Raw genomic sequence first — 26,461 nt, forward strand, 5'->3', positions numbered from 1 at the left:
ACGGATTGTTATGTTGTGTCATTTTCAGAATCATATTCATTCACTGAAACCACTGTGTCTTCAGGCTGATTTAAGCCCAATCCATTTTCAGGATTTTTGGCAAGAGGTGATACAACAAAGTCATGCAATTCAGTTGTTAGCGCAGGACAGTTGGGCGTTATGGGAACCCGATAGCTACGAATTTTTAGTGCTGTTGTTTGCCGCACTGTTAGCACAAAAACAGGTGTTATTGCCGCCCAATCGGGTTAGTGATTTAGAAAAAGAACTGGCTGAGCAGAATATTTTGTTTTTACAGCGTCAGCCTATATCCGCTACAGCAGATCCGCAGGTTGAACTGAATCTGAATGATGCTTTTTTAAATCAGGCGCAGCTTTATTTCTATACTTCAGGTTCAACAGGACAACCGAAAAAAATTCCGCGTACGCTGCGTCAGCTCTTAAATGAAGTGCAAGGTTTGGAGGCCAGTTTTCCGTTACCTGAACAGGCCATTGCTATAGCGACGGTGAGCCATCAACATATTTATGGCTTATTGTTCAAGCTATTGTGGCCTTTAGCCAGTGGTCGTTGTTTTTATCAAACCCAGTTGGCTTTCCCTGAAGATGTTGCCGATATTCAAACAAAATTAGCACCTTTAAACATTAAAAATTATGTTATTTCCAGTCCTGCATTATTAAAACGCTGGACCCCAGATGTGCGACTACAGCACTGTTTAAGCATCTATTCATCGGGCGGTAAATTGGATTCGGGCGTGCGTCCTTATTTAAACCGACCGATTAACGAAGTGTTTGGTAGCTCAGAAACAGGCGGCATTGCACATCGACAACAAGATGATGCGTTATGGATACCGTTTGCCAATGTCGATATTCAAATGCGTGATCAACAAGAGTTGGCCGTACAAGCCAATCATGCTTTTAGCGAAAGCTGGATTTTAACCGGTGATAAAATTGAAGTGCTTGACGCGACAAACCCTAAAAGTCCATTTCGTTTACTGGGACGTTTAGATCGGATTGTGAAACTGGAAGAAAAACGCTTAAGTTTAGATGCGATTGAACACAAAATAATAGAACTGGATGATATTGCACAGTGTCATGTTTTAATTTTAGAACGTGAACATCGACAGATTTTAGCCTGTGTTGCGGTATTGTCTGAAGCTGCCAGACAACAGCTGCAAAGCAGCAATAAAGTGCAATGTGTGGCTGCAATTAAAGCACAATTACAATTAAAACTGGAAGGCATTGCCATTCCACGGCAGTGGCGGTTTTTGACTCAATTACCACAAAATGCACAATCTAAACTGAATAAACAGTACATGAAATCCTTATTTCAACCGATGTTGTTGCCTATTGTATTGGCACAACACAACGCTCCTGATCAGGCCATTTATCAGCTTGAGTTTTCTGCTGAATTGGAATGTTTTAAAGGGCATTTTCCCGATTATCCGATTTTCCCTGGTGTGGGGCAGATTGGTTTTGTTCAGCATTTTGCCCGTCAAACGTGGGCCGATCTGGAGTGGTGTAATGGTTTTGAGCAATTGAAATTTCAAGATCTGATTCGACCGTATATGGTACTGCAACTGAAACTGTCGCGAAAATTGCATAAGGTCAGTTTCGAGTTAACCCATGCCGATCAGACCTTGGCATCGGGGCGTTTATTGTTTAAAACGCAAACTGAGCAGGTTTAAAAGAGGATGTATATGCAGCATTGTTTTGTGATTCCTGTTTATAACCATCCGCATTATATTGAGGCTTTGGTTGCACATTTAAAGCCGTTTCAGTTGCCGATTATTTTAGTCAATGATGGTAGTGATGCGCTATGTAGCGCACTTTTACATGACCTGAAAGCCCAGCATGAATATGTTGAGTTGGTTGAGCATTCACATAATCAAGGCAAAGGGCAGGCGGTGATGAGTGGTTTACGCCATGCGCATGCTTTAGGGTTTAGCCACGCCTTACAGCTCGATGCCGATGGTCAGCATGACTGGCAGGATGTCGCCAAATTTCTAGACATTTCTCAGCAGCATCCCAAAGCGATGGTGATTGGTCAGCCGATTTTTGATGAGAGCGTGCCGAAAAAACGCTTATATGGTCGTTATGCCACGCATATTTGGGTCTGGATTAACAGCCTCTCTTTCGATATTAAAGACAGTATGTGTGGATTTCGGGTCTATCCACTGGCCCAGACCATTCAAATTCTAAATTCGGCAAAATTTCAGCCGCGCATGGGTTTTGATAGTGAAATTTTAGTGCGCTTAAAGTGGGCGAATATCCCCTTTATCAATGTGCCGACTCAAGTGGTTTATCCTGAAGATGGGATTTCTCATTTTAATGTCTGGCGCGATAACCTTGGTATGAGTCAGGCACATTTGCGTTTATTGGGTGGCATGCTACGACGTTTGCCTCAATTAGTGTCACAGAAAATGAAAGGTTAATGGCGTGACTGAGCAGCTCAAGCACACCCAATGGAATGACATCAAAGAACGCGGTGGCATGTGGTCACTGACGCTCATGTTGGTGTTCTATCGTTTAGGGGGGCGTTGGCTCTGCCGTGTGGTGCTGTATTTTATTATTTTGTGGTACTGGATTTTTTCAGTCACCGCACGTCAGGCATCACTGTTGTATTTAAGCAAGTTACATCATTTTGCAAAGCAACAATCACCCTTTATCACAGAGCCGAGTCTGAGTCATAGCTATCAGCATTTCATGCAATTTGGCGAATGTATTTTAGATAAAATTGAAGGTTGGCTGGGCAAAATCCCTGAGCAGCAATTGGCTTTACATGGACATGAACATTTTCGTGCACATTATCAAAAAGGTGCGGTGATTGTAGTGTCGCATTTTGGCAATATTGAATTGTTAAGAGCGATTAAATCCGAACATGTACAAAAAATTAATGTTCTGGTTTATCAAAAACATGCCACTCAATTTAATCAATTTTTAAAGAAACTCAATGCACATGCCGATGTTAATTTAGTCTCGGTGGATGAGTTGGGTATTGAAACTGCTTTGATTTTGCAAGAAAAACTCGACCAAGGCGAATGGGTGATTGTTGCCGCAGATCGTGTACCTGTTGAGTCTGATCGGGTGCAGCCGATTACATTTTTAGGCGCAGAGGCGAATTGGCCGCAAGGTGCATGGATTTTAGCCAGTTTACTCAAAGTGCCTGTACTGGCGGTCTTTTGTTATCGCGTCGGCAGTTGCTTTGAAGTTCATATTCATGCGATTGCTGAACAGCTTTATTTCCCTCGAAAAATCCGTATGCAGGCACTGCAAAGCACCATGCGTCAATATGTCAGCTTACTTGAACAGCACTGTATTCGTGCGCCGTATCAATGGTTTAATTTTTATAATTTTTGGAACAAAAAATAATGCAAGTGTTAGTTGTTGGGGAAACACCGCTCTCAATTGAAGATGTGGTGGCTGTGGCGCGTCAGGAAAAATCTGTGGCTTTACCTGCATCCACGGAATGGCGCGATCTGATTCAACGCGGTGCAGATTTTCTAGATCAACTGTTACAAGATGAAGGCGTCATTTATGGCGTGACCACAGGCTATGGTGACTCTTGTTTGGTGGAAATTCCCGCGCATCAAGTCAATGAACTGCCGTTGCATTTATCACGCTTTCATGGCTGTGGCTTAGGTCAAAATTTGGATTTAATTACTGCACGTGCAGTGTTGGTGACGCGTTTGTGTTCTCTGGCACGAGGGTATTCAGGCGTATCACATGCATTGTTACAACGCCTGACATGGATGCTGAATGAAAATATCATTCCTGTCATTCCATCGGAAGGTTCAGTGGGTGCCAGTGGCGATTTAACGCCATTGTCCTATATTGCAGGGGCTTTGGTCGGTGAACGTGATGTGTACGATCAAGGTCAAATTGTGCCTGTCAGTGCGGTGTATGCTGAAAAGGGCATGCAGGCTTTAGTGTTGCGTCCGAAAGAAGGCTTGGCACTGATGAATGGTACAGCGGTAATGACCGCTATTGCCTGCTTAAATTATAAAAAAGCGGAACAAATTGCTTTGGCCAGTACTTGTGTTACGGCACTGAATGTTTTGGCTTTGGAAGGCAATCCGAGCCATTTTGATGAAGTGCTATTTGCTCAAAAACCCCATTCAGGGCAGCAAAATATTGCAGCACAACTTAGAACTTGGCTGAACAGTGAGGTGCAAACCGAACACCAGAATTCACGTTTGCAAGATCGTTACTCTTTACGCTGTGCACCGCATATTATTGGTGTATTTGAAGACTCTAAAACATGGTTACGTCAGTTTATTGAAAATGAACTCAACTCAAGTAATGACAACCCACTAATTGATCCTGTGAATTTGCGCGTATTACATGGTGGTCATTTTTATGGCGGACACATTGCCCAAGCCATGGATAGCTTGAAAATCATGATCGCCAATATTGCTGATCTTATGGATCGTCAGTTGGCGCAATTGGTGGACTATAAAATGAATAACGGTTTGCCACGCAATTTAACCGGTGCAACCGCAGAACGCTTGCCGTTAAATCATGGTTTTAAAGCTGTACAAATTGCGGTGTCGGCATGGACGGCAGAAGCATTAAAACAAACGCTTTCAGCCTCTATTTTTTCACGCTCAACCGAATGCCATAACCAAGATAAAGTCAGTATGGGCACCATTGCTGCGCGGGATGCTAGTCGCGTGATCGTGCTGACTGAACAAGTGATTGCAGCACTCTGCTGTGCCAGTGTACAAGCCATTCAGTTAAAAGGTTTAGACGGTTCGTTGGCTGAAGTCTTGGCTGCATTTCAGGCGTGGGTCTTGCAGACCTTTGATTACGTGGTGGAAGATCGACCATTGCAACATGAATTGCAACAACTGGTCGATCGTTTTGAAAATTTAGAATTGTTGAGTTCTGAACTTATTCACTCAATCGGGTAGGAAACAGCTATGCATGCCGATGTAATCATTGAAGTGCCATTTCATGATGTCGATACCATGAATGTTGTGTGGCATGGTCATTATTTAAAATATTTTGAAATTGCGCGTTGTAAATTGCTCGATCAATTTCACTATAACTATAAGCAAATGCTCGAATCTGGTTATGCATGGCCAGTGATTGAAAGTCATGTTCGCTATGCCTATGGAATTGAGTTTGAGCAAAAAATTCGTGTGCGTGCCATTTTAAAAGAATGGGAAAACCGCTTGAAAATTGAATATCAAATTTTTGATGCACAAAGTGGTAAAAAGCTCACCAAAGGCTACACCAGCCAAGTGGCGGTGCATATTGAAAGCCGTGAAATGTGTTTTCAATCGCCGCAAGTGCTGTTAGAACAATTGCACGCTTGGTCAGCGTTTAAAGCGGAGTAAAGTCAATGAAAGCGATCAATTTATCACGTCCCGTCTGGCTGTTTTTGGCGACTGTGTTGTGTTTGATGTCGGTGTTATCACGACCTGTATCTGCACAAAATCCACAGCTCAAACAAATTTTTACTCAGCTTGCTGCGACACCAATGGTACGTGCTCAATTTGAACAGCAAAAAAAATTAGCGTCACTGAACAAAACATTTGTCTCGAAAGGCACGGTGTTATTTTCCAAATCGCAGGGCGTGATTTGGAATATTCAAAGTCCAGTGCAGGCCAATTTGATTGTGACGCCATATAAATTGGTACAAAAAACTCAACGTACTTACAGTCAAATTGAAATTGATAAATCACCCTATGGTTCTGTGGCAACGATGTTTTTACAGCTCATGTCAGGCAATGAAACTGCATTGGCTAAAAACTTCAATATTGTTTCAGCCAGTTATAGTCCTGCACAGTGGAATGTGGCGTTAACCCCGAAAAGCAGTTTATTTAAAAAACTCTTTGTTCGAGTAGATGCACAAGGGCAGCGTTATGTTGATCGTATTGTATTAAGTGAACAAGCCAATAACACGACGACTATTCGTTTTAGTCAGCAAACCACCCAACCACAAACTTTAATGGCTGAGGAAAATGCACTTTTCCAATTGGCAAAATAAATTTACCCTACTTTGGCTGATTGTGCTGAGCGTCATTGCCATTGCACTGGGTACGGCATGGCTGAAAAAAGAGATTCATATTCAGACCAATATCTTTGCATTATTGCCTGAATCTAGCCAAGACCCACGGCTTGAAAGGGCACAGCAATACGTCAGTCAACAACTGAATGACAAAGTATTTGTGGTGTTGGATGCTCAAGATGATGCTGCCTTAGCCAAAGCAACTACGGCATTGCAACAGCGGGTAGCCGAAAGTGATTTGTGGCAACCCTTACATGTTCAGTTAGACAGTGACAAATTTGCACAGGTGCTCTATCAACATCGTGCGGGTTTATTGACACGAGATGATCAAAAATTACTGCAACAACAAGATTATGCTGCACTGACCGAACAAAGTTTATTGCAAATTATGAGTCCGGGCATGCCCGTCACAGCCGCGTTATTACAACAAGACCCATTGTTGTTATTTCCACGTTATGCCATGGGTTTAGCTGGTTTACAAAGTCATCCTGATCTTGCTTTAGAAGATGGTTTTGCCACGATTCGAGATGAGCAGGGGATTTCGCGGTTACTGGTTTTAGAGCTGAAAAATAGTCCTTATAATATTGAATATCAACAACAAACTTCAGCATGGATTCAGCAGCTCGATACGCAATTACGCCAGATGCAGGTAAAACCGCATTGGACGGGTACTTTATTGTTTGCTCAATTTGGCACCACTTCGGCTGAAAAAGAAATTTCAACCATTGGTTTGGGTTCAAGTTTTGGCATTTTGCTTTTGGTCTGGTTTGGTTTCCGCTCAATTCGTCCAATGTTGACTGAAATGGTGGCTGTCGGTACGGGCTGTTTGGTGGCTTTTGCTATCACGCATTGGGTTTTTGGGGAAATTCACCTCATGACTTTGGTGTTTGGTGCCAGTCTGGTCGGAGTGTGTGTCGACTTCTCTTTTTACTTTATGGCAATGCAATCGCAGCATCGGCATATCCATGGTTTTGCGGTGTTAAAACCGTTATTGCCTAGCCTGTTTATGGGCTTAATGACCACTTTAGTTGCTTATATTTTCTTAAGTTTCACGCCATTTCCGGGCTTTAAACAGATTGCGGTCTTTTCTATGGTGGGGCTGGCTGCGGCATGGATCACCAGTGTTTTATTGCTCCCACGGTTACCTGCTTTAAATGCCGAACCTGCAATTCGCAGCTTAAGTTTTATTGGTCAAGCACGCACTTTTGTACAGGCAAGAACAGCACTCCATTATGGCTTAATTGCTGCCATTGTCGTGGTGGCTGGCAGCAGTTTGATGTTGTTGCAGAGCAACGATGATATTCGTAATTTGCAAAGTATGGATCAGAGCTTAAAGCAAGAAGACCAATACGTCCGTGAACGCTTTATGCAGCAACAAAGCAGTGAATATTTTGTGGTGCATGGCAAGACTGCCGCAGAGCTTGAACACAATGAGCAGCAATTGATTCAAAAATTACAGCGCCTACAAAGTGAAGGGGCTTTGGATGCTTTTCAGGCTTTAGGACAATGGTTACCATCGATTCAACAGCAACAGCATAATCTTCAGTTATTACAAGGCATTCCTGCGCAGGCTTTGCAGGATTATGCGGTGGCATTGCAGCTCAATCCAGCAGATGTTTTAGCATGGCAAAAGCAATTGCCACAGCAGCCGTTATTGCGTCCAAGTGAAATGGCAGGGCATCCGTTGGCATTTTTACAAATCAGTCCGACGGAACGTTTGGTCTTATTACAAAATGTGCATCATGTGGCTGCTTTAGAACAGTTGAATAGCGCACAGGTACAGTTGTTACGTCCAGTGAATCAGCTGTCTGAACTCTTTCAACAACATCGCATTCAAGCCCAATGGTTATTGTTTTTTGCTGTACTCACGTTAACGCTTGGTTTAGGCATTATTTATGGCATAAAGTCCATTTTACCTTTGGTCTTACCCGTTACTCTAGCTTTAATATCGACCTTTGCTGTTCAGGCATGGTTTGAGGTTGAAATTAATTTATTCAGCATTATGGGAACCTTCCTGATTATTGGGATTGGCGTGGACTACGCAATTTTTTATCGACATGGACATGACCATCCGCAAGTGGTGGGCATGGCATTATTCCTATGTATGATGTCGACCTTATTGGGTTTCGGGTTATTATCGTTTAGCCAAACTTATGCCATTCATTGCTTTGGTTTGACTGTACTCCTTGGGGTTATTTTTTCATTTATTTATGCAACATTGTTTACATCTTCAGATGCCAAACATGTTGTACTTCAACAATATCAGCCAAAGAAGCTGAGAGATTAAGGTACAGTGCAATGAGCACCATGCAACATACAGATGTATTGATTATCGGTGCAGGACCATCGGGGAGTTCTGCGGCAGCATTGCTGCGTCAAAAAGGCCATCAGGTCACGATAATTGAAAAACAATATTTTCCACGCTTTTCGATTGGCGAGTCTTTATTACCGCAAGCCATGGTTTTTTTAGAAGAGGCAGGTTTACTTGATGCCGTACGTCAACATGTGGGTGAGTTTGCCTTTCAATTTAAAAATGGCGCCGCTTTTTTAAGGGGCAAGCAGCGCAGTTTTTATGACTTCACCGAAAAGTTTAGTGATGGCCCAGGCACGACTTGGCAAGTTCGCCGTGCCCATTTTGACCATTTACTGGCGCAGCAAGCTGAACAATATGGTGCAGAAATTCGCTTTGGTCATGAAGTCATTGATGTCGATGTGGACGCGAATCAGCCGATTTTGACCGTGAAAGATGAGCAAGCACAGGTTTACCAGATTCAAGCCAAGTTTTTACTCGATGCCAGTGGTTTTGGCCGGATTTTGCCGAAGTTTTTAGATTTGGAAAGCCCATCCGATTTTCCCGTTCGTCGTGCCGTATTTACTCATATTGAAGATGGAATTTTGGATGATGCTGAATTTGATCGGGAAAAAATTCTGATTACAGTACACGCTAAAGATCATCGTGCTTGGTATTGGTTGATTCCTTTTGCCGATGGTCGTTGCTCTTTTGGTGTAGTAGCAGAGCAAGATTTCTTTGCACACTATGGTTTCGATGCACAGCAAGATATCGATTTAGACGCGTTGCTGAAACGTATTTTAGCCGATGATGAAAGTTTATCGCATGTGCTGCGCAATGCTAAATTTGATACCCCTGTACGAACATTAGTCGGCTATTCTGCTAACGTTAAACATTTGGCAGGTCGTAATTATGCACTCTTGGGCAATGCGGGTGAATTCTTAGATCCTGTATTTTCCTCAGGGGTCACCATTGCTTTAAAATCTTCAAGCTTAGCCATTCCTCTGGTTGATCAAGTGCTACAAGGGCAAACGGTGGATTGGATGGAACAATATGAGAAACCGCTGCGTGCAGGGATTCAAGTGTTCCGTGCTTATGTGGAATCATGGTATTCAGGTGAGTTTCAGGATGTGGTGTTTTCGACTCAGCAAGATGAAAAAATTCGCCGCATGGTGTCATCCTTGTTGGCAGGTTATGCATGGGATACCACGAATCCTATCCATAAAAATGCCAAAAAACGCTTAAGTACCTTGGCTGAATATTGCCGTGAGCCACAGTCCAGTGAAGCCATCACTCATGGTGCTTAATATGCAACCCAAACTGCAATGGACGGGGGTGTTACTTGCTGTACTACTGTGCTGTGGGGGGTGTCAATCTCTGCTGCCCCAAGCACAGGGTTTGGCCACCACAACATGGCATGCACAACAGTATCAGCGTCAGGATCAGCTTGAAGTGCAATGGAATAAGCATAGTTTTAGCTTTTTGTTGTATCAACAACAACAAGGGCGAAAACTGGACATGTTGGCTTTATCTCTAACCGGACAGCAGTTATTTAAGCTCAGTTTCGATGGTCAGAAAGTGCAGGTTGAACAACGCATTGAGCAAATGAAATTATTACCTTTTGAATTTGTGGTACGCGATATTTTATATGCTACTTATCCGCATTTTGCCCAATTACAGCAGCACAATGTTCAGGTTGAAAATGCGGCTCAGACGCAGTCTATTTTTATCAATCAACAGCATGTCTTAAATATCCTGCATCAAGATGCTGTGATTGAGTTAGATAATCTACAAGTGCCTTATCAAATGGTCATCAGTGCTTTGCATGATCGTTTAGAAACAACAGAATAAAGGAGGATGATGATGAGTGAGCAAATCAGTACACAACATCCTGCGGTAGGCATTCAGTTTTGCGTGGGTTTATCTGCCTTAGGTCATACGCCTGAACAGATGAAACTGGCATTGGCGACACAGCAAAATACGTTAAGTTTAAGTTCAGGCTTTATTCCCGAAAAACAGGTCTGGGTCGGTGCTTATCAACAGCCTTTAATTGAAAGCGTTCCTTACTTTTTACAAGCTGTCGATTCACGCAATTTACGTTTTGCTTTAACCGCTTTAACTTCAATTGAAGCTGAAATACGCGACTATACCGCACAATTTGAGCCTCAACGCTTAGCGATTATTCTGGGTACATCGACCTCAGGAATTGCCGATAATGAAAAAGTTCTTAAGTCCTACTTTCTCAATCAGAGTGATGTTGAAGTCGCGCACGGCAAACAGGAAATGGGTAGCTTAGCCCAAGCCTTACAGCAGTATTTGGGCTGGGAAGGGCCTGCATATACCATTTCTACCGCTTGTTCTTCTGGTGCCAAAGCAATGGCAGCAGGACAGCGTTTGATTAATGCCGATTTAGCCGATGCCGTTTTGGTCGGTGGAGTGGATACCTTGTGTCAGTTGACACTAAATGGCTTTAGTAGCTTAGAAAGTTTGTCTCAGGGTCTTTGTCAGCCCTGTGGAACACAGCGCGATGGCATTAATATTGGTGAGGCTGCGGGTTTATTTTTATTATCCAAAGAAGCAGCACCTGTAATGTTAATGGCAGCGGGCGAGTCGATGGATGCATGGCATATTTCAGCACCACATCCGGAAGGAAAAGGTGCTGCCGAGGCGATGCAAAAAGCCTTAGGTATGGCGGGGCTAACAGCTGATGATATTGGTTACTTAAATATGCATGGTACAGCGACACCGCAAAATGATGCCATGGAAATTAAAGCCGTTCAGACGGTATTTCAGCAGCATGCTGTGCCGCTCAGTAGTACCAAACACAAAACAGGGCATTGTTTAGGTGCTGCGGGTGCCATTGAAGCAGTGATTTGTCAGCAAGTTTTGCTCGATCAGTCATGGTTACCCCTGCACCAATCGGGTCGTATTGATGCAGAATTGGATGAGCAGAACTATGTGCTGAATGCAGAGTTGCTACAGCCAATAAACTATGTGATGAGTAATTCTTTCGCTTTTGGCGGAAGTAATATCAGTTTGATTTTTGGAACACAGCTGAAATGATGGATGCCGTACAGTTTATTCCACATAAAAAACCGATGGTTTTTGTTGATCATTTAATTGAAGCAAATGAAAATTTTGCGATTGCAGAATTATTGATTCAACCTGACTTAATGTTTTGTGATGTACACGGTTTGCCAACGTGGAGCAGCATTGAATTGATGGCGCAAACCATCAGTGCTTATGCAGGGCATAAAGGGCAGATGTTAGGTCTGCCGCCAAAAATTGGTTTTTTATTGGGCACGCGTAAAATGCAGTTGCCCGTGCCTTATTTTGCCTTGGGTGAAAGCGTGCGTATTAAAGCAGAACAAAGCTATTTGCATGAGGGATTGGGGCAGTTTAACTGTGAAATTGAGTACCGAGAACATCGTATTTGTGCCATGTTGAGTGTATTTGAACCCGCAGAAATTAAAGAAAATATTAGGAATTTAGCGTGAGTAGAAGAATTTTAGTCACAGGCTCAAGCCGTGGCATTGGTCAAGCGATTGCCTTGCAATTGGCACAGTCAGGTTTTGATGTCACCGTACATGCTCGTTCAAGACAACAAGAAGCAGAGCAAGTGGTACACGCCATTCAGGCTTTAGGACAGGAAAGTCATGTCTTAATGTTTGATGTCAATGATCGTGAAAACGTCATGCAATTGCTTGAGCAAGATGTTGCCGAACATGGTGCATTTTATGGGGTGGTGCTCAATGCAGGACTGACCCGTGATGCCGCATTTCCAGCCCTAACGGATGATGATTGGGATGAAGTGATTTCGACTTCACTGGATGGCTTTTACAATGTGTTAAAACCATTGGTGATGCCGATGATTCGTTTGAAACAAGGCGGGCGTATTGTCACCTTATCTTCTGTTTCGGGTTTGATGGGCAATCGGGGGCAGGTCAATTACAGTGCTGCAAAGGCAGGCTTAATTGGGGCGACCAAAGCTTTAGCACTCGAGTTGGCGAAGCGAAAAATTACCGTCAACTGTGTTGCACCCGGTTTAATCGAAACCGAAATGGTGACCGAAGAAGTCAAACAACATGCCTTGAAAATGATTCCCTTGCAACGGATGGGGCAGGTGGATGAAGTCGCCAAAGTGGTGAAATTTTTATGCAGTGATGACGCCAGTTATATCACCCGTCAGGTGATTTCGGTCAATGGAGGTTTGATGTGATGAAACGTGTTGTTGTCACAGGCATGGCAGGGATCACCTCTTTAGGTGAAACTGCGGATCAAATTTTTGCTCAGTTTGAGCAGGGCAACAGCGGTATTCGCTACATGCCAGAATGGGAGCAGTTCACCGATTTACGCAGTAAATTGGCAGGGCCTGTAGCGTCTTATACTGTTCCCAAACATTTTAATCGTAAAGTGACACGTGGTATGGGACGTGTGGCTTTAATGTCGACGGTCTGTGCTGAAAAAGCTTTAGAAGATGCAGCATTGTTGAATGATCCGATATTAAGCAGTGGGCAAACAGGCGTGGCATTCGGCTCATCCGCCGGAAGTGTCGACGCCATTCGTGAGTTTGGCAGCATGTTGCACGATAACAATATGAACAAACTCAATGCCACCACTTATATTCGCATGATGTCACATACCAGCGCCGTGAATATGACGGTATATTTTGGCTTAAAAGGTTTAACTTTACCAACGTCTAGTGCCTGTACGTCAGGTTCAATGGCGATTGGTCAAGCCTATGAAGCAATTAAATATGGCAAGCAAACTGTGATGTTGGCTGGTGGTGCAGAAGAACTGAGTGCAGCAGGTTCGGCTGTATTTGATGTTTTGTTGGCAACCAGTAGTCAAAATGAACAACCCGAAAAAACACCACGACCATTCGATGCGAAGCGTGATGGTTTGGTCATTGGTGAAGGGGCAGGTTGTTTAATTTTAGAAGAATACGAACATGCCAAAGCACGGGGTGCCAAAATTTATGCTGAAATTATTGGTTATGGCAGCAATAGCGATGGTCAGCATGTCACCCGCCCAGATTCGGAAATGATGGGACGCTGTATGGAATTGGCATTGTCTGATGCGCAAATTTCGGCAAATCAAATTGACTATGTCAATGCACATGGCACATCCACCGATCAAGGGGATATTGCCGAAAGTCAGGCAACGGCAAGCATTTTGGGTAACAAACCGATTAGTTCACTGAAAAGTTATTTTGGCCATACTTTAGGCGCTTGTGGTGCAATTGAAGCTTGGCTGAGCATTGAAATGATGCTGCGTAGCCAGTTTATTGCCACCTTAAACCTAGAAGAAATAGATGCTTTATGTGGCGAGTTAGATTACATCGTCAAGCAATCTAGAAACATGAATGCCAATATGATTATGAGCAACAATTTTGCTTTTGGAGGAATTAATACCTCCCTGATTTTTAAACGGGTTTAACAACAACGAGAGGGTAAACTCATGTTCATGAAAAAAATAGTACTAACAGCTGTATTGTCTTTGGGTGCGGTGGTTGCTGCACAGGCTGCTGATACTGCACATAATTTGGATTTTAAAAGTGCCGTTGAACGTGCTGTTGCTGATGGGACTTTGGATGGTTCGGTCAAATTTTATTTAGCAGGCACCAAGTCTGGCGGTAAAGTTTTGCAAAAAGGCGCGGTGACCAATAAAAAAACCAATGGTTTTGCTAAGTCGGCAGAAACTGCGTGTGATCACGTTTTACGTTCAGCACTGATTCAGTTGCAAAATACGGCAAAAGCGAAAGGTGCAAATGCGGTCACCAATATTGTCAGTTACTTTAAATCGAATGAAAGTCAAAGCAGCACTACCTATCAGTGCTTTAAGGGCACGGCTGTGGCAAGTGTGGCTTTAAAAGGTGATCTGGTTAAGTTCTAAATCTAAGCAATAAAATTGAGCCGTTGCAGCTGATTGAGCATTGATGAGCACAATAAAAAAAGCCCATCAAGTGATGGGCTTTTTTAGCTTAATGCAACGCTATTATTGAGGAATTTCTTCTTCTTCAAATTCAGGTTTAACCTGAACAATGAAGTCTTGACGGTTCAGACCACGCCATAAAGCGAATGCAGTACCGATATAAATTGAAGAATATGTTCCGACAAAAATACCAATACACATGGTCACAGAGAACCATTTCAAACCATCACCCCCCATAAACAACATGGCAAGTACCACAAGCAACAGTGTCATCGAGGTGTGGATGGTACGGCGTAAGGTTTCAGTCAATGCAATATTGACGATTTCCAAAGGCGTCGCACCGCGAATTTTACGGAAATTTTCACGAATACGATCCGAAACCACAATATTGTCATTTAACGAGAAGCCGATTAATGCCAGAACGGCAGCAAGTACGGTTAAGTCAAACGGCCATTGCATCATGGCAAAAATACCAACGGTGACAATGATATCGTGGAACAGGGAAATCACAGCACCCATCGCGAGTTTGAACTCAAAACGGATGGTGACATAAACCAGCATGAGAAGAAGCGCAAGTGCAACAGCACCCGCTGAGCGAATATATAACTCATTACCGACCTGACCACCAACAGAATCTACTTTATGTACTTCAGCAGGATTGTTTGGTAATTGGGCTGCTTTGGTAATGGCGTTGGTCAAATCTTCAACTTCAACGTCTTGAACAGGCATACGTACAATCAGGTCTTTATTACTACCGAGCGTTTGTACCACAGCATCATGAAAGCCTGCTTGGTCTAAAGCTTTAACCACTTCAGTCTGATTGGCAGGTTGCGCATAATTTAACTCGGCAGAAACACCACCAGTAAAATCCAGCCCCAAGTTCAAACCTTTGGTCACAATAAAGAAAAGACTGCCAATGGTTAGAATGATGGAAATAATTGCTGCTGGAAACGCAATTTTCATAAACGGAATGACACGTTCGTCATCTGGGCGACCGTATTTTTTTGAATCAGGTTGAGTCATGTCAGTCATCATCGATCTCCTTATATGCTCAACTTCTTCAAGTTACGTTTTTTGCCATAAATGAGTTGTACAATTGCACGGGTTACTGTAATTGCAGTAAACATTGAGCAAACAATACCAATCATCAGTGTCACGGCAAAACCTTTGATCGGTCCCGTACCAATGGCAAAGAGAATAAACGCAACGAGGAACGTGGTTAAGTTCGAGTCGAAAATAGTGTTATAGGCTCGATCATAACCGGCAACAATCGCCTGTTTGGGCGAAGCCCCCCATTTTATTTCTTCTCGTATTCGCTCACAGATTAGGACGTTGGCATCGACTGCCATACCAATGGTGATCACGATACCTGCAATACCAGGAAGGGTAAGTGAAGCCCCAATCCACGACATAACCGTCAACAGCATTGCAAGGTTAACCACAAGGGCAAAGTTAGCAATTAAACCGAATACACGGAAGAATGCGACCATCCAAAGCGCAACCAGTAAGAAACCGATCTGAGTAGACAATACGCCTTTATCAATATTTTCCTGACCAAGACTTGGGCCAACCACACGTTCTTCAACGAAGTACATTGGTGCAGCCAGCGCGCCAGCACGAAGCATGAGCGCAAGTTCAGCCGCTTCTTGTGGTGAATCTAGACCAGTAATACGGAATTGTGAGCCCAATACCGCTTGAATGGTTGCAGCATTAATGACCACAGATTCTGTATAAGGGGTACGGACTTCAGTTTGTGCACCTGTGACTGGATCGGGTACATAGCTGATTCTTTGTTTGTTCTCAATGAACAATACCGCCATGCGTTTACCAACCGCACTACGTGTCGCATCAGCCATCAACTTACCACCAGCACTGTCTAAAGTAATATTTACTTCAGCGCCACCAGTATCTTGGCTAAAGCCACTTGATGCGTTTTGTACACGTTCACCGGTTAAAATACGGTTACGGTTTAACAGCAATTGGCGACCGCTATCCAGCGATTCATAAGCAAACAGTTCCGTGCCTGGTGGTACTGCTTGACCATTTGACTTGCCTGTATAAGGGTCAATGTATTGGTCATTCAAATCAGACACTAAACGGAATTCAAGATTTGCAGTACGACCTAAAACACGCTTTGCTTCAGCAGTATCTTGAACACCCGGTAATTCAACCACAATACGGTTGCTACCTTGGGTTTGCACCAATGCTTCTGCTACACCTAACTCATTAATACGATTACGTAACGTGGTTAAGTTTTGATTTACCGCATAAGACTGAATTTCTTGCTTACGTACATCGGTATAGCTCAAACGTAGAGTTGAACCTGACTCTGATGCAACGGCTTGTTGATTGAACTCATTGCCATTACGACGTAAGAAATCCATCACCGCATCACGGTCACTGTTATTGGCAAACTGTATGGTAATCGTGTTGTTATTCAAAGCAAGACTATTGAATTTCAGTTTGTTATCACGCAGTTGACGACGTAAATCAGTTGCGGAGGTTTCCAGACGCTGACTGATGGCTTTATCCATATCCACTTCAAGTAAGAAGTGAACACCACCACGTAAATCTAGACCCAATTTCATTGGTTTTGCACCAATTTTTTGGAGCCATTCAGGCGTGGTTGGCGCAAGGTTTAAAGCAACAACATAATTTTCACCAAGACCACGACGTAATACTTCTTTGGCTTTTAATTGCGCTTCAGAAGAATCAAGACGTAAAAGGGCAGCATTATTACTAAAGCTGTTGTCATGGCTTGGAATTTTTTCACTTTCTAATAACTGCTCTGCTTTTTGTACGATGCTTTGGTCAATCTGAGTACCAGCTTTGGCACCCGAAATTTGAACAGCAGGTTCATCTGGATACAAACTAGGCAGGGCATATAATGTACTAATCACCAGAACAATGATGATCAGCAGATATTTCCATGCTGGGTAACGCATTTATTTTCTTCTTAAAATGAAAAAGTCGTGCTAGGGCACGACTCTTTTTGATTAGAGATTATTTAATGTGCCTTCAGGAAGAACTGAAATCACACTGGCACGTTGAACTTTTATTTCTACGCCACGGCTTAATTCAACCACGACAAAATCACCTTCAATTTTCAGGATTTTACCCATAAGGCCACCAGCAAAAACAATTTCACTACCCACACCAAGGCTTTCAACTAAAGTGCGGTGTTCTTTAGCGCGTTTTGCTTGAGGACGCCAAATAAGGAAATAGAAAATTGCGACAAATACCGCAATCATCAAAAGGTTAGTCACCAAACTTGGTTGGCTTGCAGCTTCACCCGCTGCGTGAGCAGTAGAAATAAAAAGGCTCATTTCATTTTCCTAAAATAAAAAACTGTATATCAACAATATGATAATAAATTAACTTGTTCAGCAATTTACCCTGTCTTTTTCTTCAGCGCAAACACTGATAGATTAATCTTCAGGACAAGGTGGAACTTCTAGACCACGACGTGCATAAAAATCGTGGACATAGGCATCAAAAGTACCATTATCTAACGCATCACGAATGTCTTGTGTAAATCTTTGGTAATAACGTAGGTTATGAATGGTGCCGAGCATTGAACCAAGCATTTCACCGCATTTTTCCAAGTGGAATAAATAAGCACGGGTGAAATTTTGGCAAGTATAACAATCACATTCTGAATCGAGTGGACTTTGGTCATGACGATATTTGGCATTACGAATACGAACCAAACCGTCGGTCACAAAATAATGACCGTTACGTGCATTACGGGTTGGCATCACACAGTCAAACATATCGACACCACGACGAATGGCTTCAACGATGTCTTCTGGCTTGCCGACACCCATCAAGTAGCGTGGTTTGTCTTCAGGCATTTGTGCAGGAAGATAATCCAAAACTTTGATCATTTCTTCTTTCGGTTCACCCACTGAAAGACCACCAATGGCAAAGCCATCAAAGTCAATTTCTTTTAAGCCATTGAGTGATTCGTTGCGTAGGTCTTCGTACATGCCACCTTGAATAATACCAAACAGCGCATTTCGATTTTTTAGTACATCATGGTGTTGGGTTTTACAGCGTTTTGCCCAACGCAGTGAAAGCTGTAATGATTTTTGTGCTTCTTCATGTGTCGCTGGATAAGGTGTGCATTCATCAAAGATCATCACGATATCTGAATTCAAGGTATGTTGAATATCCATTGAAATTTCAGGTGATAAAAAGACTTTTGAACCATCAATGGGTGAACGGAAAGTTACACCATCTTCTTTAATTTTACGCATTGCACCCAAGCTGAATACTTGGAAACCGCCTGAATCGGTCAAAATCGGTTTATTCCATTTCATGAATTCATGTAAACCGCCATGTTCACGAATCACATCTAAACCTGGACGAAGGTAAAGATGGAAGGTATTGCCTAAAATGATTTGAGCTTTAATGTCTTCAATATCACGTGGCAACATGCCTTTAACCGTGCCGTAAGTACCAACAGGCATAAACACGGGCGTTTCAATCACGCCATGTTCAAGCGTTAAACGACCACGACGGGCACGACCCGACTGACCTAATTTTTCAAACTTCATAAAATATCCTGAACAAGAGCAAAGCACTGCGTGCAGTGCAAGAGCGAATAAACAGTTCGCCGCTAAAAGTCGACTATTTTCCTAGATTACGCAGATAAACACCAGTGTTGTCGAGTTTTAACTCAATACTTTCTCGATTAAAGGTCGTTGGCAAAATAAAGTCCAACGCAACAAAGTTGCTAAGTGCTTGGCGTGAATGAGGTATTTAACTGGGAAGAATATTATTATTTATTGTGTCGCTGGCTTTGATTTTTTAATGCGGGTGAAGGTTAAAGCGTAATAATATATTTTTAAATAGAGCGTCTTGCATCTTTTATAGCAAAGGATGCAAGAGGTCTGGAGAGGTTAAAAATTCGGTCGGTAGTCAAAATTTTGCGTTGCTGCTTGATCACGAAAGGGGCGAATGGCTTTTTTACCGAGAGTCATGGTGTTGACAATGTTATTGGGAAAAATTTGAATGTGATTGTTAAATAATTCGACATTACGGTTAAAGATGGTAATGGCAGCACCGACATTTTCATTTTGTTCTTCAATTTCATTCATCATTTTAAGATAAATTTCATTGGCTTTCAGTTCAGGATAGTTTTCAACCACCACATTTAAACTATGCATCAGCTCTTTATTTAAACTTTCAATGCGTTGTAATTGTGAAACATCAGTATTGTTCACATTTAAATTTAAAATATTTTGACGCAGTTCGGTGACTTTTTCTAAAGTGCCTTTTTCAAAATTTGAATATTGCTCAACAAGTGGTTGTAGACCATCTAAAATTTTAATTTTCTGCCGTTCATAACTGGCAACATCTGACCAAGCTCGAATGGAGGCGTTGTGATGGCGAACAATATTATTTCGAATCATGACACATGCGACAATTGCAGCGATGATTAAGAGTAAAAAAATCAACAACCCCATTGATAAGTCCCCAAAATATGAATAATTTCTATTTTAAAAAATGTGTTAAATCACGCTGTAAGCTTTCTAGATAAGGTAATTTAAAAGTACGTAAGTGTCCACGTAATGCAGAAATATCTTGAATATTTTTTGCTTGTGTCGATATTTTAAATAAATTCGCTGGCCCTAAAAAGCATAACGTATGACTGCTTGGATGGAACATTAAATCGCCCTGACGCTGGGCAAAAAAATCTGCCAATCTCAATACAAATGCAGGTGACAGTAGCTTTGCTGTTTGCATTTCATCGCTACCAAAAATATTGAGCTTTTGATTGGTTTGTATGTCGCTGGTATGCCAAGGGAAGCTATAAGGATAATAAAAATCTTTATTTGCTGTGGTGATGGCAAGCCCTTGCGTTTCTACATCAAAAACAAACACGCCCCATAAGTCTTTATGAATTTCTTTGACTCTGACCTCATCACCATTTTTATCACGCATAAGCATTTCATTGACATAGTGATATTGAAAAACCATCACTTGATGTTGTTGACCCGCTTCATCTTCCCAGATGGTACTGGCATAGTAGGGCAGATCATTGGAAATCGTACCTTGATTAAATACGGGAAACAGGCGTTTTAGATGTGCAATCAATAAAACAGGTTGTAATGGAACCGAGATATGTTGTGGTTGCTGATGTAAAGCCAACTGATATTTTTTATTAATGCTTTGTTGTTCTAGGAATTCAATCACGTCATCAATGGGTTGTTTATCTTCATAACTGATATAGGCCCAAAAAATCATTAGTAGGCCACTGATTAGGCCCAGTTGCATCCAGATATTGGTGGGATTAGTAAAAATGAGAAGGACAAAAAATAGCCCTACTGCGGCTAACAGTAGCGGCAAGACATTTTCAAACTTAAGTACAATCGGTGCATTCCACGGATGTAAACCATCTAAAATGTCCTGATGGCTTTGTGCCTTACGTCCAAGATCCTGTAGCCGCGCGATATTTTGAAAAACACGTTCATTTTTTTTACGTCGAATATGAATCGAATGTTGAACGCTATCGAGCGGCATGAAGTTCTTCTTTTTTCAGCAAAGATTAAGGTTTAATTTTATCAACGAGCATGGCATCACCATAACTAAAAAAGCGGTATTTTGCTTCGACAGCATGATGATAGGCCTGCAAAATATTATCACGATTCGATAAGGCCGAAACGAGCATTAATAGCGTAGATTCAGGTAGATGGAAGTTGGTAATTAACCGATCGACCACTTTAAAATCATAACCAGGATAGATGAAAATTTGTGTATCACCTGTCCATGCAGCCAATGTTCCACCATGGGCTTGTGCGGCACTTTCAATGGCACGTGTTGCCGTGGTGCCCACAGTAATCACTTTATTGCCGCGTGCTTTGGTTTGACGAATCAGTTCAACAGTCTGTTCAGGAACATCACACCATTCGCTATGCATAATATGGTTCTGGATATCTGTCGTGCGTACTGGTAAGAATGTCCCTGCGCCCACATGCAGCGTCACAAAGCTTTTTTGAATGCCTTTGGCGGTTAACTTTTCCAATAAGTCTTGGTCAAAGTGTAAACTCGCTGTTGGTGCTGCAACGCTTGCCAGTTTAGTCGGATCATTAAAGACCGTTTGATAACGCTCGGTATCAATGGCTTCGGCTTCGCGGTTAAAATACGGTGGAATGGGTAAAGCACCATATTGATCGAGCACATCTAAAATTGGTTGTGAAAATTCAACAATAAATAGATTTTCATGGCGACCTTGCACCGTGACTTTTACTTCATCATCACCAATAAAAAGTTCAGCACCCGCCTTAGGTGAATTACTGGCTTTAATATGGCAATGTGCAATAAATTTATCCTGCATGCGTTCTACTAAAACTTCAACAGCACCACCGGTTGCACGTTTTCCTTTTAGCCGTGCTTTCATCACTTTGGTGTCATTTAAAATGAGTAAGTCACCAGCATCGAGTAAATCAAAAATGTCAGTAAAATGGCAGTCGTGATATTGCCCTTGCTGATCTAAATGCAAAAGGCGTGAAGCACTGCGGGTATCTAAAGGGTAGCGAGCAATTAGCTCGTCAGGGAGATCAAAGTTAAAGTCGGAAAGTTGCATCTTTAATGTATAACAATAAGAAAAACGTCTGCATTATAGTCCCGAAAAGGGTGAGCGAGATGATATCTGATGTTTTTTAAGCCAAAGTTTTTGCTTTTGCTTTAAAAATGAGCAATTGACTGGATTAGATAATTGACAATTCTAAGTTTAATAGTAATATAGCGACCACAAGCTCATATGCTTGTAAGCCCCTTTCCCGAGGTGGTGAAATTGGTAGACGCGGTGGATTCAAAATCCACTATCAGAGATGATGTGTCGGTTCGAGTCCGACCCTCGGGACCAGATTCAAAAAAACCCCAAGCCGGTACGAAAAGCTTGGGGTTTTTTTTATGCTTAAAAAATTGATTAAATTCTAGCGTTTAAGGTCAAATTAGCGACGATAAAAAATAGTCTGTCGGAAATTGTCACTTTTGGTCTGTTTGTGCCTTTTTTTTATTGTGTTCTATGTAAAAGTTTGTTAATAGAATGGATAGGGCGTAGTTGTTTTTTAACTATAGAGGGTAAAAAAATTTACGAGGCAGAGATGAAAATGCAGTTACTTGAAATAGGCTCAGCAACAGAGCAGCTCAGTGCTTGTAAAATATCATTATTGCTTGGTGTTTTTACTCCAGATAATCGTGTCGAAGGTTTTTTGAAATTTGCCCGTGGCATTTTACAAACCGATTGTGGCATTCTTGGTTTTCATAATGAACCCTACATTTGGTATGCTTCACCCAAATGGTTTAAAGCCTTTCACTCAAAAAAAGAAGCCAATTTAGCTGCATTTTTTGAAGGCGAGACGATTCTGAGCGTCAAGCATAAAAATTATGCTGCTTTTTCTCAATATGTGCATGATTTAGGTGTTGCACATAAGCGAATTGTGGCTTTTGATTTAAAAATAAATAAAACAGAGTCTATTGGGCACGTTATTTTATTTGATGAACAGTGTGAAGAATTTAATGAGAAAAATTTAGAACTTGTGCATGAACTTGCCATGAGTTTGATCAAGATTATTGAATTGCATTCAGATTATGCAGAGCTAAAAGAATTATATGAACAACAGTGCGCTTTAAACTCGAGTAAAACCAAGTTTTTTCAAATTATTGCGCATGATTTGCGTGCACCATTTCATGGCTTAATTGGCTTCTCTGAAGTTTTGGCGCAAGAGCGAGCCACGCTAGATGATGCAAACATTCAAAGTATTGCCGATTATTTATTAGATACCTCGCAATCAACCTATAATCTGTTAGAAAGTTTATTAAATTGGGCCATGGCTGAGGGTGGACGTTTTATTTACCATCCCATCAATTTCAATTTAAAACAATCTTCAAAAATTGTTTTTGATGTCTTAAATACCTTGGCGATTAAAAAAAATATCCAATTGATTGATCAAATACCCGATGATTTAAAAGTCTATGCCGATATTAATATGGTGACCTCAGTTTTACAAAATCTGGTTTCTAATGCACTGAAATTTACCTATGTGGATGGCACGGGTAAAGTCATCATGTCTGCCGAAAAATCAAAATACAGTATTGATATTTATATTGAAGATACTGGACTCGGCATGACGCAAAGCCAGATTGATGAATTGTTTCAACCGCGCTTAACGGTCAGTTTTAAGGGAACAGCGGGTGAGAAAGGCATGGGTTTAGGTTTGGTGTTATGTCAACGTTTTGTGGATTTGAATCAAGGTGAAATCTCGGTACAGTCAAAAGAAGGCGAGGGAACGATCTTTAAAGTTTCTTTACCCATCGCTGTGAATACGCATCAAGCTTTACCGTTAGATAGTATTAAACAGGCGATCACTGAATAAAAAACAACAGAAGCTTAAATTTCTTTTCCCCTATTTCTTTTCAGCTGATATAACTAGAAAAAAACGAGGCTGAAGGTTTAGAAATGAATGCGGAACAATTGCAGAAGACATTACGTGCGAGCCAATATGCAGAACTGGTATTGGGCAATCACAGTACATTTTTAGAACAAGATTATGCAATTGACCAATTTATAAACCCTTTAACGACACAACAAATTCAGCATGTTGTGCAAACATCTTTAGACCACCTTACTGATGAAGCGACATGGATGCGAGAACTTCGTATTCTTCGCGCACGTCTCATGTTTCGTTGGATTTGGCAGGATGCCAATCAACTGACTGATGTGGTGACCTTAACACGTGAGCTGTCAGATTTTGCTGATGCAGCAATTTGTGCAGCAAAAGACTTTGCCCGAATTCCGCTGGTGGCGAAGCATGGTGAGCCTGTTGGTTATAATGGCAAAGTACAGGATTTGATTGTTGTGGCGATGGGGAAACTTGGCGCACAAGAACTAAATCTTTCCAGTGATATTGATCTTATTTTTGCCTTTGATGAACAGGGTGAAACCAATGGTCGAAAATGTATTGATGTACAGCAATTTTGTATTCTTTGGGGACAGAAACTCATTTATCTGCTGGATCATATTAGCGCAGATGGTTTTGTTTTTCGTGTCGATATGCGTTTACGCCCGTGGGGAGATGGCTCGGCGCTTGCGATTAGCCATGTCGCATTAGAAAAATATTTAAGCCAGCATGGACGTGAGTGGGAGCGTTATGCATGGATTAAGGCACGTATTGTAACGGGCGGTAAAATGGGTGAAGAACTGCTGGATATGACCCGACCCTTCGTGTTTAGAAAGTATGTTGATTACAGCGCTTTTGAAGCCATGCGCGAAATGAAAGCCATGATTGAGCGTGAAGTGCTGCGTCGTAATATTGAAGATGACATCAAGCTTGGCGCAGGTGGGATTCGTGAAGTTGAATTTATTGTGCAGGTTTTTCAGCTGATTTACGGTGGCTCTAAATTGGAGTTACAAGATCGTCAGTGTTTGGTCAGTCTGCATCATTTGGGTGAAGTTGGGCTTTTGGATACACAAGCGGTCATTGAACTGGAAGATGCTTACCTTTTTCTACGCCGTGTAGAGCATGCCATTCAAGCATTGAATGATCAACAAACCCAATCCTTACCGACTGAGCCTGAATTACGTCAACGTATTGTGGATACTTTAGCTTTTAGCGATTGGGACGCATTCCTTGAAACGCTGAATGCTAAACGAGCCAAAGTCATTCATCAGTTTGAACATCTGATTAAAGAAAAAGAACCTGATCCTTTAATTGAAAGCTTTAGCCAATTAGAAAAACAACTTGAAGCGGTACTGGATGATGGTGCAAAAAATTTGGTGCATGAGTTCTGGTATGGTCATGCCTTAAAGAAATTACCCGCGAAAGCAGTGCAACGTTTAAAAACCTTTTGGCCGCATTTGATTGAAGCAATTTTACAGTCGAATAAACCACAAACGGCACTTTTACGTCTGATGCCTTTGGTTGAGTCGGTGCTGCGCCGTACTGTGTATTTGGTGATGCTAATTGAAAGTAAAGGTGCATTGCAACGACTGGTAAAAATGGCAACGGTCAGTCCGTGGATTTGTGAAGAATTGACCCATTATCCGGTGTTGTTGGATGAGTTTTTATCGATGGATTTTGAGTTGCCAAAACGCCAAGATCTAGAAGACTCATTACGCCAACAATTATTGCGTATTGAGATTGATCAAGTTGAAGATCAACTCCGTGTATTACGACTGTTTAAAAAATCCAATGTCTTGGCTGTTGCCGCCAGTGATGTATTGGCTGAAAGTCCTTTAATGAAAGTCTCTGATGCATTAACCGATATTGCGGAAGTTTCGGTCAATGCAACTTTAAATTTAGCTTATCAAATTACCGCGAAAAAACATGGCTTTCCACTTGATGCAGAAGGGCAGCGTTGTTCAACCGATCATACCGCATTTACGGTAGCAGGTTATGGCAAGCTCGGAGGTATCGAGATGGGGTATGGCTCAGATTTAGATCTGGTGTTTATTCACTATATGGATGAACAGAGCGATACAGATGGCCAGAAAAAAATCAGTGGTTTTGAATTTGCGATACGCGTAGCACAGAAATTTATGTCACTCATGACCACACAAACTTTGGATGGACGTGTTTATGAAATTGACACTCGTCTACGTCCATCAGGTGAAGCAGGGCTTTTGGTCACCAGTTTAAAAGCCTTTGAGCAATATCAATTAAAGAATGCATGGTTATGGGAACATCAGGCTTTGGTTCGCGCACGTTCGATTGCGGGTGAGCAAAGTTTGCGCGATAAATTTGAAGCATTGCGTTGTCGTATCTTGATTCAGCCGCGTGATGAAGCCAAAGTTCGTGAAGAAGTGCTCAAAATGCGTCAGAAAATGAAAGACCATTTAGGCTCGTCAAAAGAACAGCAAAAAGATGGAATTTTTCATTTAAAACAGGATGCAGGTGGTATCGTTGATATTGAATTTATGGCACAGTATGCGGTACTCGCATGGAGTGGGGCGAATTCTGATCTCGCCCATTATTCCGACAATGTAAGAATCCTTGAGGATGCCGCAAACGCCGGTTGCTTATCCAGTGACGACGCGACAGCATTGATTCAAGCCTATTTAAGTGAACGCGCTGAGAGCCACCGTTTAGCCCTTGCCAATCAATCGATGCAAGTGAATGCTGCGGATTGGTTTGATACCCGAGAGGTGGTTTGCAAGCTATGGCAGAGATTAATTGATCCAACAGCGACCTTCGCTTTGGAACGTGAATAATTGTATAA

General features: G+C 42.0%; 23 protein-coding genes and 1 tRNA gene. 17 read left to right on the top strand and 7 right to left on the bottom strand.

The genetic code is table 11. From position 1 onward, the window contains the following. Positions 1–10: 10 nt before the first annotated feature. The 14 genes from BLV99_RS09935 to BLV99_RS10000 all read left to right on the top strand — a co-directional run bounded on the left by BLV99_RS09935 (position 11) and on the right by BLV99_RS10000 (position 14,194). Entirely contained in the window at positions 11–1,681 is a 1,671-nt protein-coding gene (locus tag BLV99_RS09935; RefSeq protein WP_092690171.1) for an ApeI family dehydratase, read from the top strand. A gap of 12 nt (positions 1,682–1,693) precedes the next feature. Next, on the top strand, positions 1,694–2,428 hold the full coding sequence (locus BLV99_RS09940) for a glycosyltransferase family 2 protein (RefSeq protein WP_092690174.1): 735 nt from the start codon (positions 1,694–1,696) through the stop codon (positions 2,426–2,428). A 58-nt stretch (positions 2,429–2,486) separates the two neighbouring features. Continuing rightward, positions 2,487–3,365, top strand: a complete 879-nt coding sequence (locus tag BLV99_RS09945; RefSeq protein ID WP_092690241.1) for an LpxL/LpxP family acyltransferase — start codon at positions 2,487–2,489, stop codon at positions 3,363–3,365. Continuing rightward, on the top strand, positions 3,365–4,906 hold the full coding sequence (locus BLV99_RS09950; protein WP_092690177.1) for an HAL/PAL/TAL family ammonia-lyase: 1,542 nt from the start codon (positions 3,365–3,367) through the stop codon (positions 4,904–4,906). Before BLV99_RS09945 ends, BLV99_RS09950 begins: the two co-directional genes overlap by 1 nt. Positions 4,907–4,915: 9 nt before the next feature. Further along, positions 4,916–5,335: an acyl-CoA thioesterase gene (locus BLV99_RS09955; RefSeq protein ID WP_086185191.1), complete on the top strand. Its 420-nt coding sequence runs from the start codon at positions 4,916–4,918 to the stop codon at positions 5,333–5,335. A 65-nt stretch (positions 5,336–5,400) separates the two neighbouring features. Next, positions 5,401–5,988 (top strand): outer membrane lipoprotein carrier protein LolA, encoded by a 588-nt coding sequence (locus tag BLV99_RS09960; RefSeq protein WP_425283550.1) that lies wholly within the window; start codon positions 5,401–5,403, stop codon positions 5,986–5,988. Continuing rightward, the gene (locus BLV99_RS09965) at positions 5,963–8,296 is read left to right on the top strand and encodes an MMPL family transporter (protein ID WP_092690183.1); all 2,334 of its coding nucleotides are present in this window, start codon (positions 5,963–5,965) and stop codon (positions 8,294–8,296) included. Before BLV99_RS09960 ends, BLV99_RS09965 begins: the two co-directional genes overlap by 26 nt. A gap of 11 nt (positions 8,297–8,307) precedes the next feature. Beyond that, the gene (locus BLV99_RS09970; protein WP_092690186.1) at positions 8,308–9,606 is read left to right on the top strand and encodes an NAD(P)/FAD-dependent oxidoreductase; all 1,299 of its coding nucleotides are present in this window, start codon (positions 8,308–8,310) and stop codon (positions 9,604–9,606) included. A 1-nt stretch (position 9,607) separates the two neighbouring features. Then, positions 9,608–10,150: a DUF3261 domain-containing protein gene (locus tag BLV99_RS09975; RefSeq protein ID WP_167356321.1), complete on the top strand. Its 543-nt coding sequence runs from the start codon at positions 9,608–9,610 to the stop codon at positions 10,148–10,150. 12 nt (positions 10,151–10,162) lie between these two features. Then, positions 10,163–11,362, top strand: a complete 1,200-nt coding sequence (locus BLV99_RS09980) for a beta-ketoacyl-[acyl-carrier-protein] synthase family protein (protein ID WP_092690190.1) — start codon at positions 10,163–10,165, stop codon at positions 11,360–11,362. After that, positions 11,359–11,796, top strand: coding sequence for a hotdog family protein (locus BLV99_RS09985; protein ID WP_086185197.1), 438 nt, complete (start codon positions 11,359–11,361; stop codon positions 11,794–11,796). Before BLV99_RS09980 ends, BLV99_RS09985 begins: the two co-directional genes overlap by 4 nt. Beyond that, a complete protein-coding gene (locus tag BLV99_RS09990) occupies positions 11,793–12,518 on the top strand; it encodes a 3-ketoacyl-ACP reductase FabG2 (RefSeq protein ID WP_086185198.1) in 726 nt (241 codons plus the stop codon). The genes BLV99_RS09985 and BLV99_RS09990 overlap by 4 nt, the downstream gene beginning before the upstream one ends. Further along, complete coding sequence (locus tag BLV99_RS09995; RefSeq protein ID WP_092690193.1) at positions 12,518–13,738, top strand: beta-ketoacyl-ACP synthase; 1,221 nt, start codon at positions 12,518–12,520, stop codon at positions 13,736–13,738. Before BLV99_RS09990 ends, BLV99_RS09995 begins: the two co-directional genes overlap by 1 nt. A gap of 21 nt (positions 13,739–13,759) precedes the next feature. Continuing rightward, on the top strand, positions 13,760–14,194 hold the full coding sequence (locus BLV99_RS10000; RefSeq protein WP_092690197.1) for an excinuclease: 435 nt from the start codon (positions 13,760–13,762) through the stop codon (positions 14,192–14,194). A 102-nt stretch (positions 14,195–14,296) separates the two neighbouring features. Here the strand turns inward: BLV99_RS10000 and secF are convergent, their stop codons facing one another. The 7 genes from secF to queA form a co-directional block, all read right to left on the bottom strand. Next, entirely contained in the window at positions 14,297–15,268 is a 972-nt protein-coding gene (gene secF / locus BLV99_RS10005) for a protein translocase subunit SecF (RefSeq protein WP_086185201.1), read from the bottom strand. An 8-nt stretch (positions 15,269–15,276) separates the two neighbouring features. Next, on the bottom strand, positions 15,277–17,178 hold the full coding sequence (gene secD, locus BLV99_RS10010) for a protein translocase subunit SecD (protein ID WP_092690200.1): 1,902 nt from the start codon (positions 17,176–17,178) through the stop codon (positions 15,277–15,279). Positions 17,179–17,229: 51 nt separating this feature from the next. Then, entirely contained in the window at positions 17,230–17,559 is a 330-nt protein-coding gene (gene yajC, locus BLV99_RS10015; RefSeq protein ID WP_004650211.1) for a preprotein translocase subunit YajC, read from the bottom strand. A gap of 102 nt (positions 17,560–17,661) precedes the next feature. After that, the gene (tgt, locus tag BLV99_RS10020) at positions 17,662–18,792 is read right to left on the bottom strand and encodes a tRNA guanosine(34) transglycosylase Tgt (protein ID WP_086185203.1); all 1,131 of its coding nucleotides are present in this window, start codon (positions 18,790–18,792) and stop codon (positions 17,662–17,664) included. Positions 18,793–19,137: 345 nt separating this feature from the next. Beyond that, entirely contained in the window at positions 19,138–19,704 is a 567-nt protein-coding gene (locus BLV99_RS10025) for a LemA family protein (RefSeq protein WP_092690204.1), read from the bottom strand. A gap of 28 nt (positions 19,705–19,732) precedes the next feature. After that, positions 19,733–20,761, bottom strand: a complete 1,029-nt coding sequence (locus BLV99_RS10030) for a hypothetical protein (protein WP_092690206.1) — start codon at positions 20,759–20,761, stop codon at positions 19,733–19,735. Between the two features lie 25 nt (positions 20,762–20,786). Continuing rightward, positions 20,787–21,824 (bottom strand): tRNA preQ1(34) S-adenosylmethionine ribosyltransferase-isomerase QueA, encoded by a 1,038-nt coding sequence (gene queA / locus BLV99_RS10035; RefSeq protein ID WP_092690209.1) that lies wholly within the window; start codon positions 21,822–21,824, stop codon positions 20,787–20,789. Between the two features lie 195 nt (positions 21,825–22,019). Here queA and BLV99_RS10040 point away from each other — a divergent pair. The 3 genes from BLV99_RS10040 (at position 22,020) to glnE (ending at position 26,453) form a co-directional block, all read left to right on the top strand. Then, positions 22,020–22,106 (top strand) — tRNA-Leu (locus tag BLV99_RS10040). Positions 22,107–22,347: 241 nt separating this feature from the next. Next, entirely contained in the window at positions 22,348–23,619 is a 1,272-nt protein-coding gene (locus BLV99_RS10045) for a sensor histidine kinase (protein ID WP_092690211.1), read from the top strand. A gap of 83 nt (positions 23,620–23,702) precedes the next feature. Next, a complete protein-coding gene (gene glnE / locus BLV99_RS10050; protein WP_086185208.1) occupies positions 23,703–26,453 on the top strand; it encodes a bifunctional [glutamate--ammonia ligase]-adenylyl-L-tyrosine phosphorylase/[glutamate--ammonia-ligase] adenylyltransferase in 2,751 nt (916 codons plus the stop codon). The last annotated feature ends 8 nt before the right edge of the window (positions 26,454–26,461 follow it).

It is taken from the genome of Acinetobacter kyonggiensis (assembly GCF_900107285.1).
GTDB classification, from domain to species: Bacteria; Pseudomonadota; Gammaproteobacteria; order Pseudomonadales; family Moraxellaceae; genus Acinetobacter; species Acinetobacter kyonggiensis.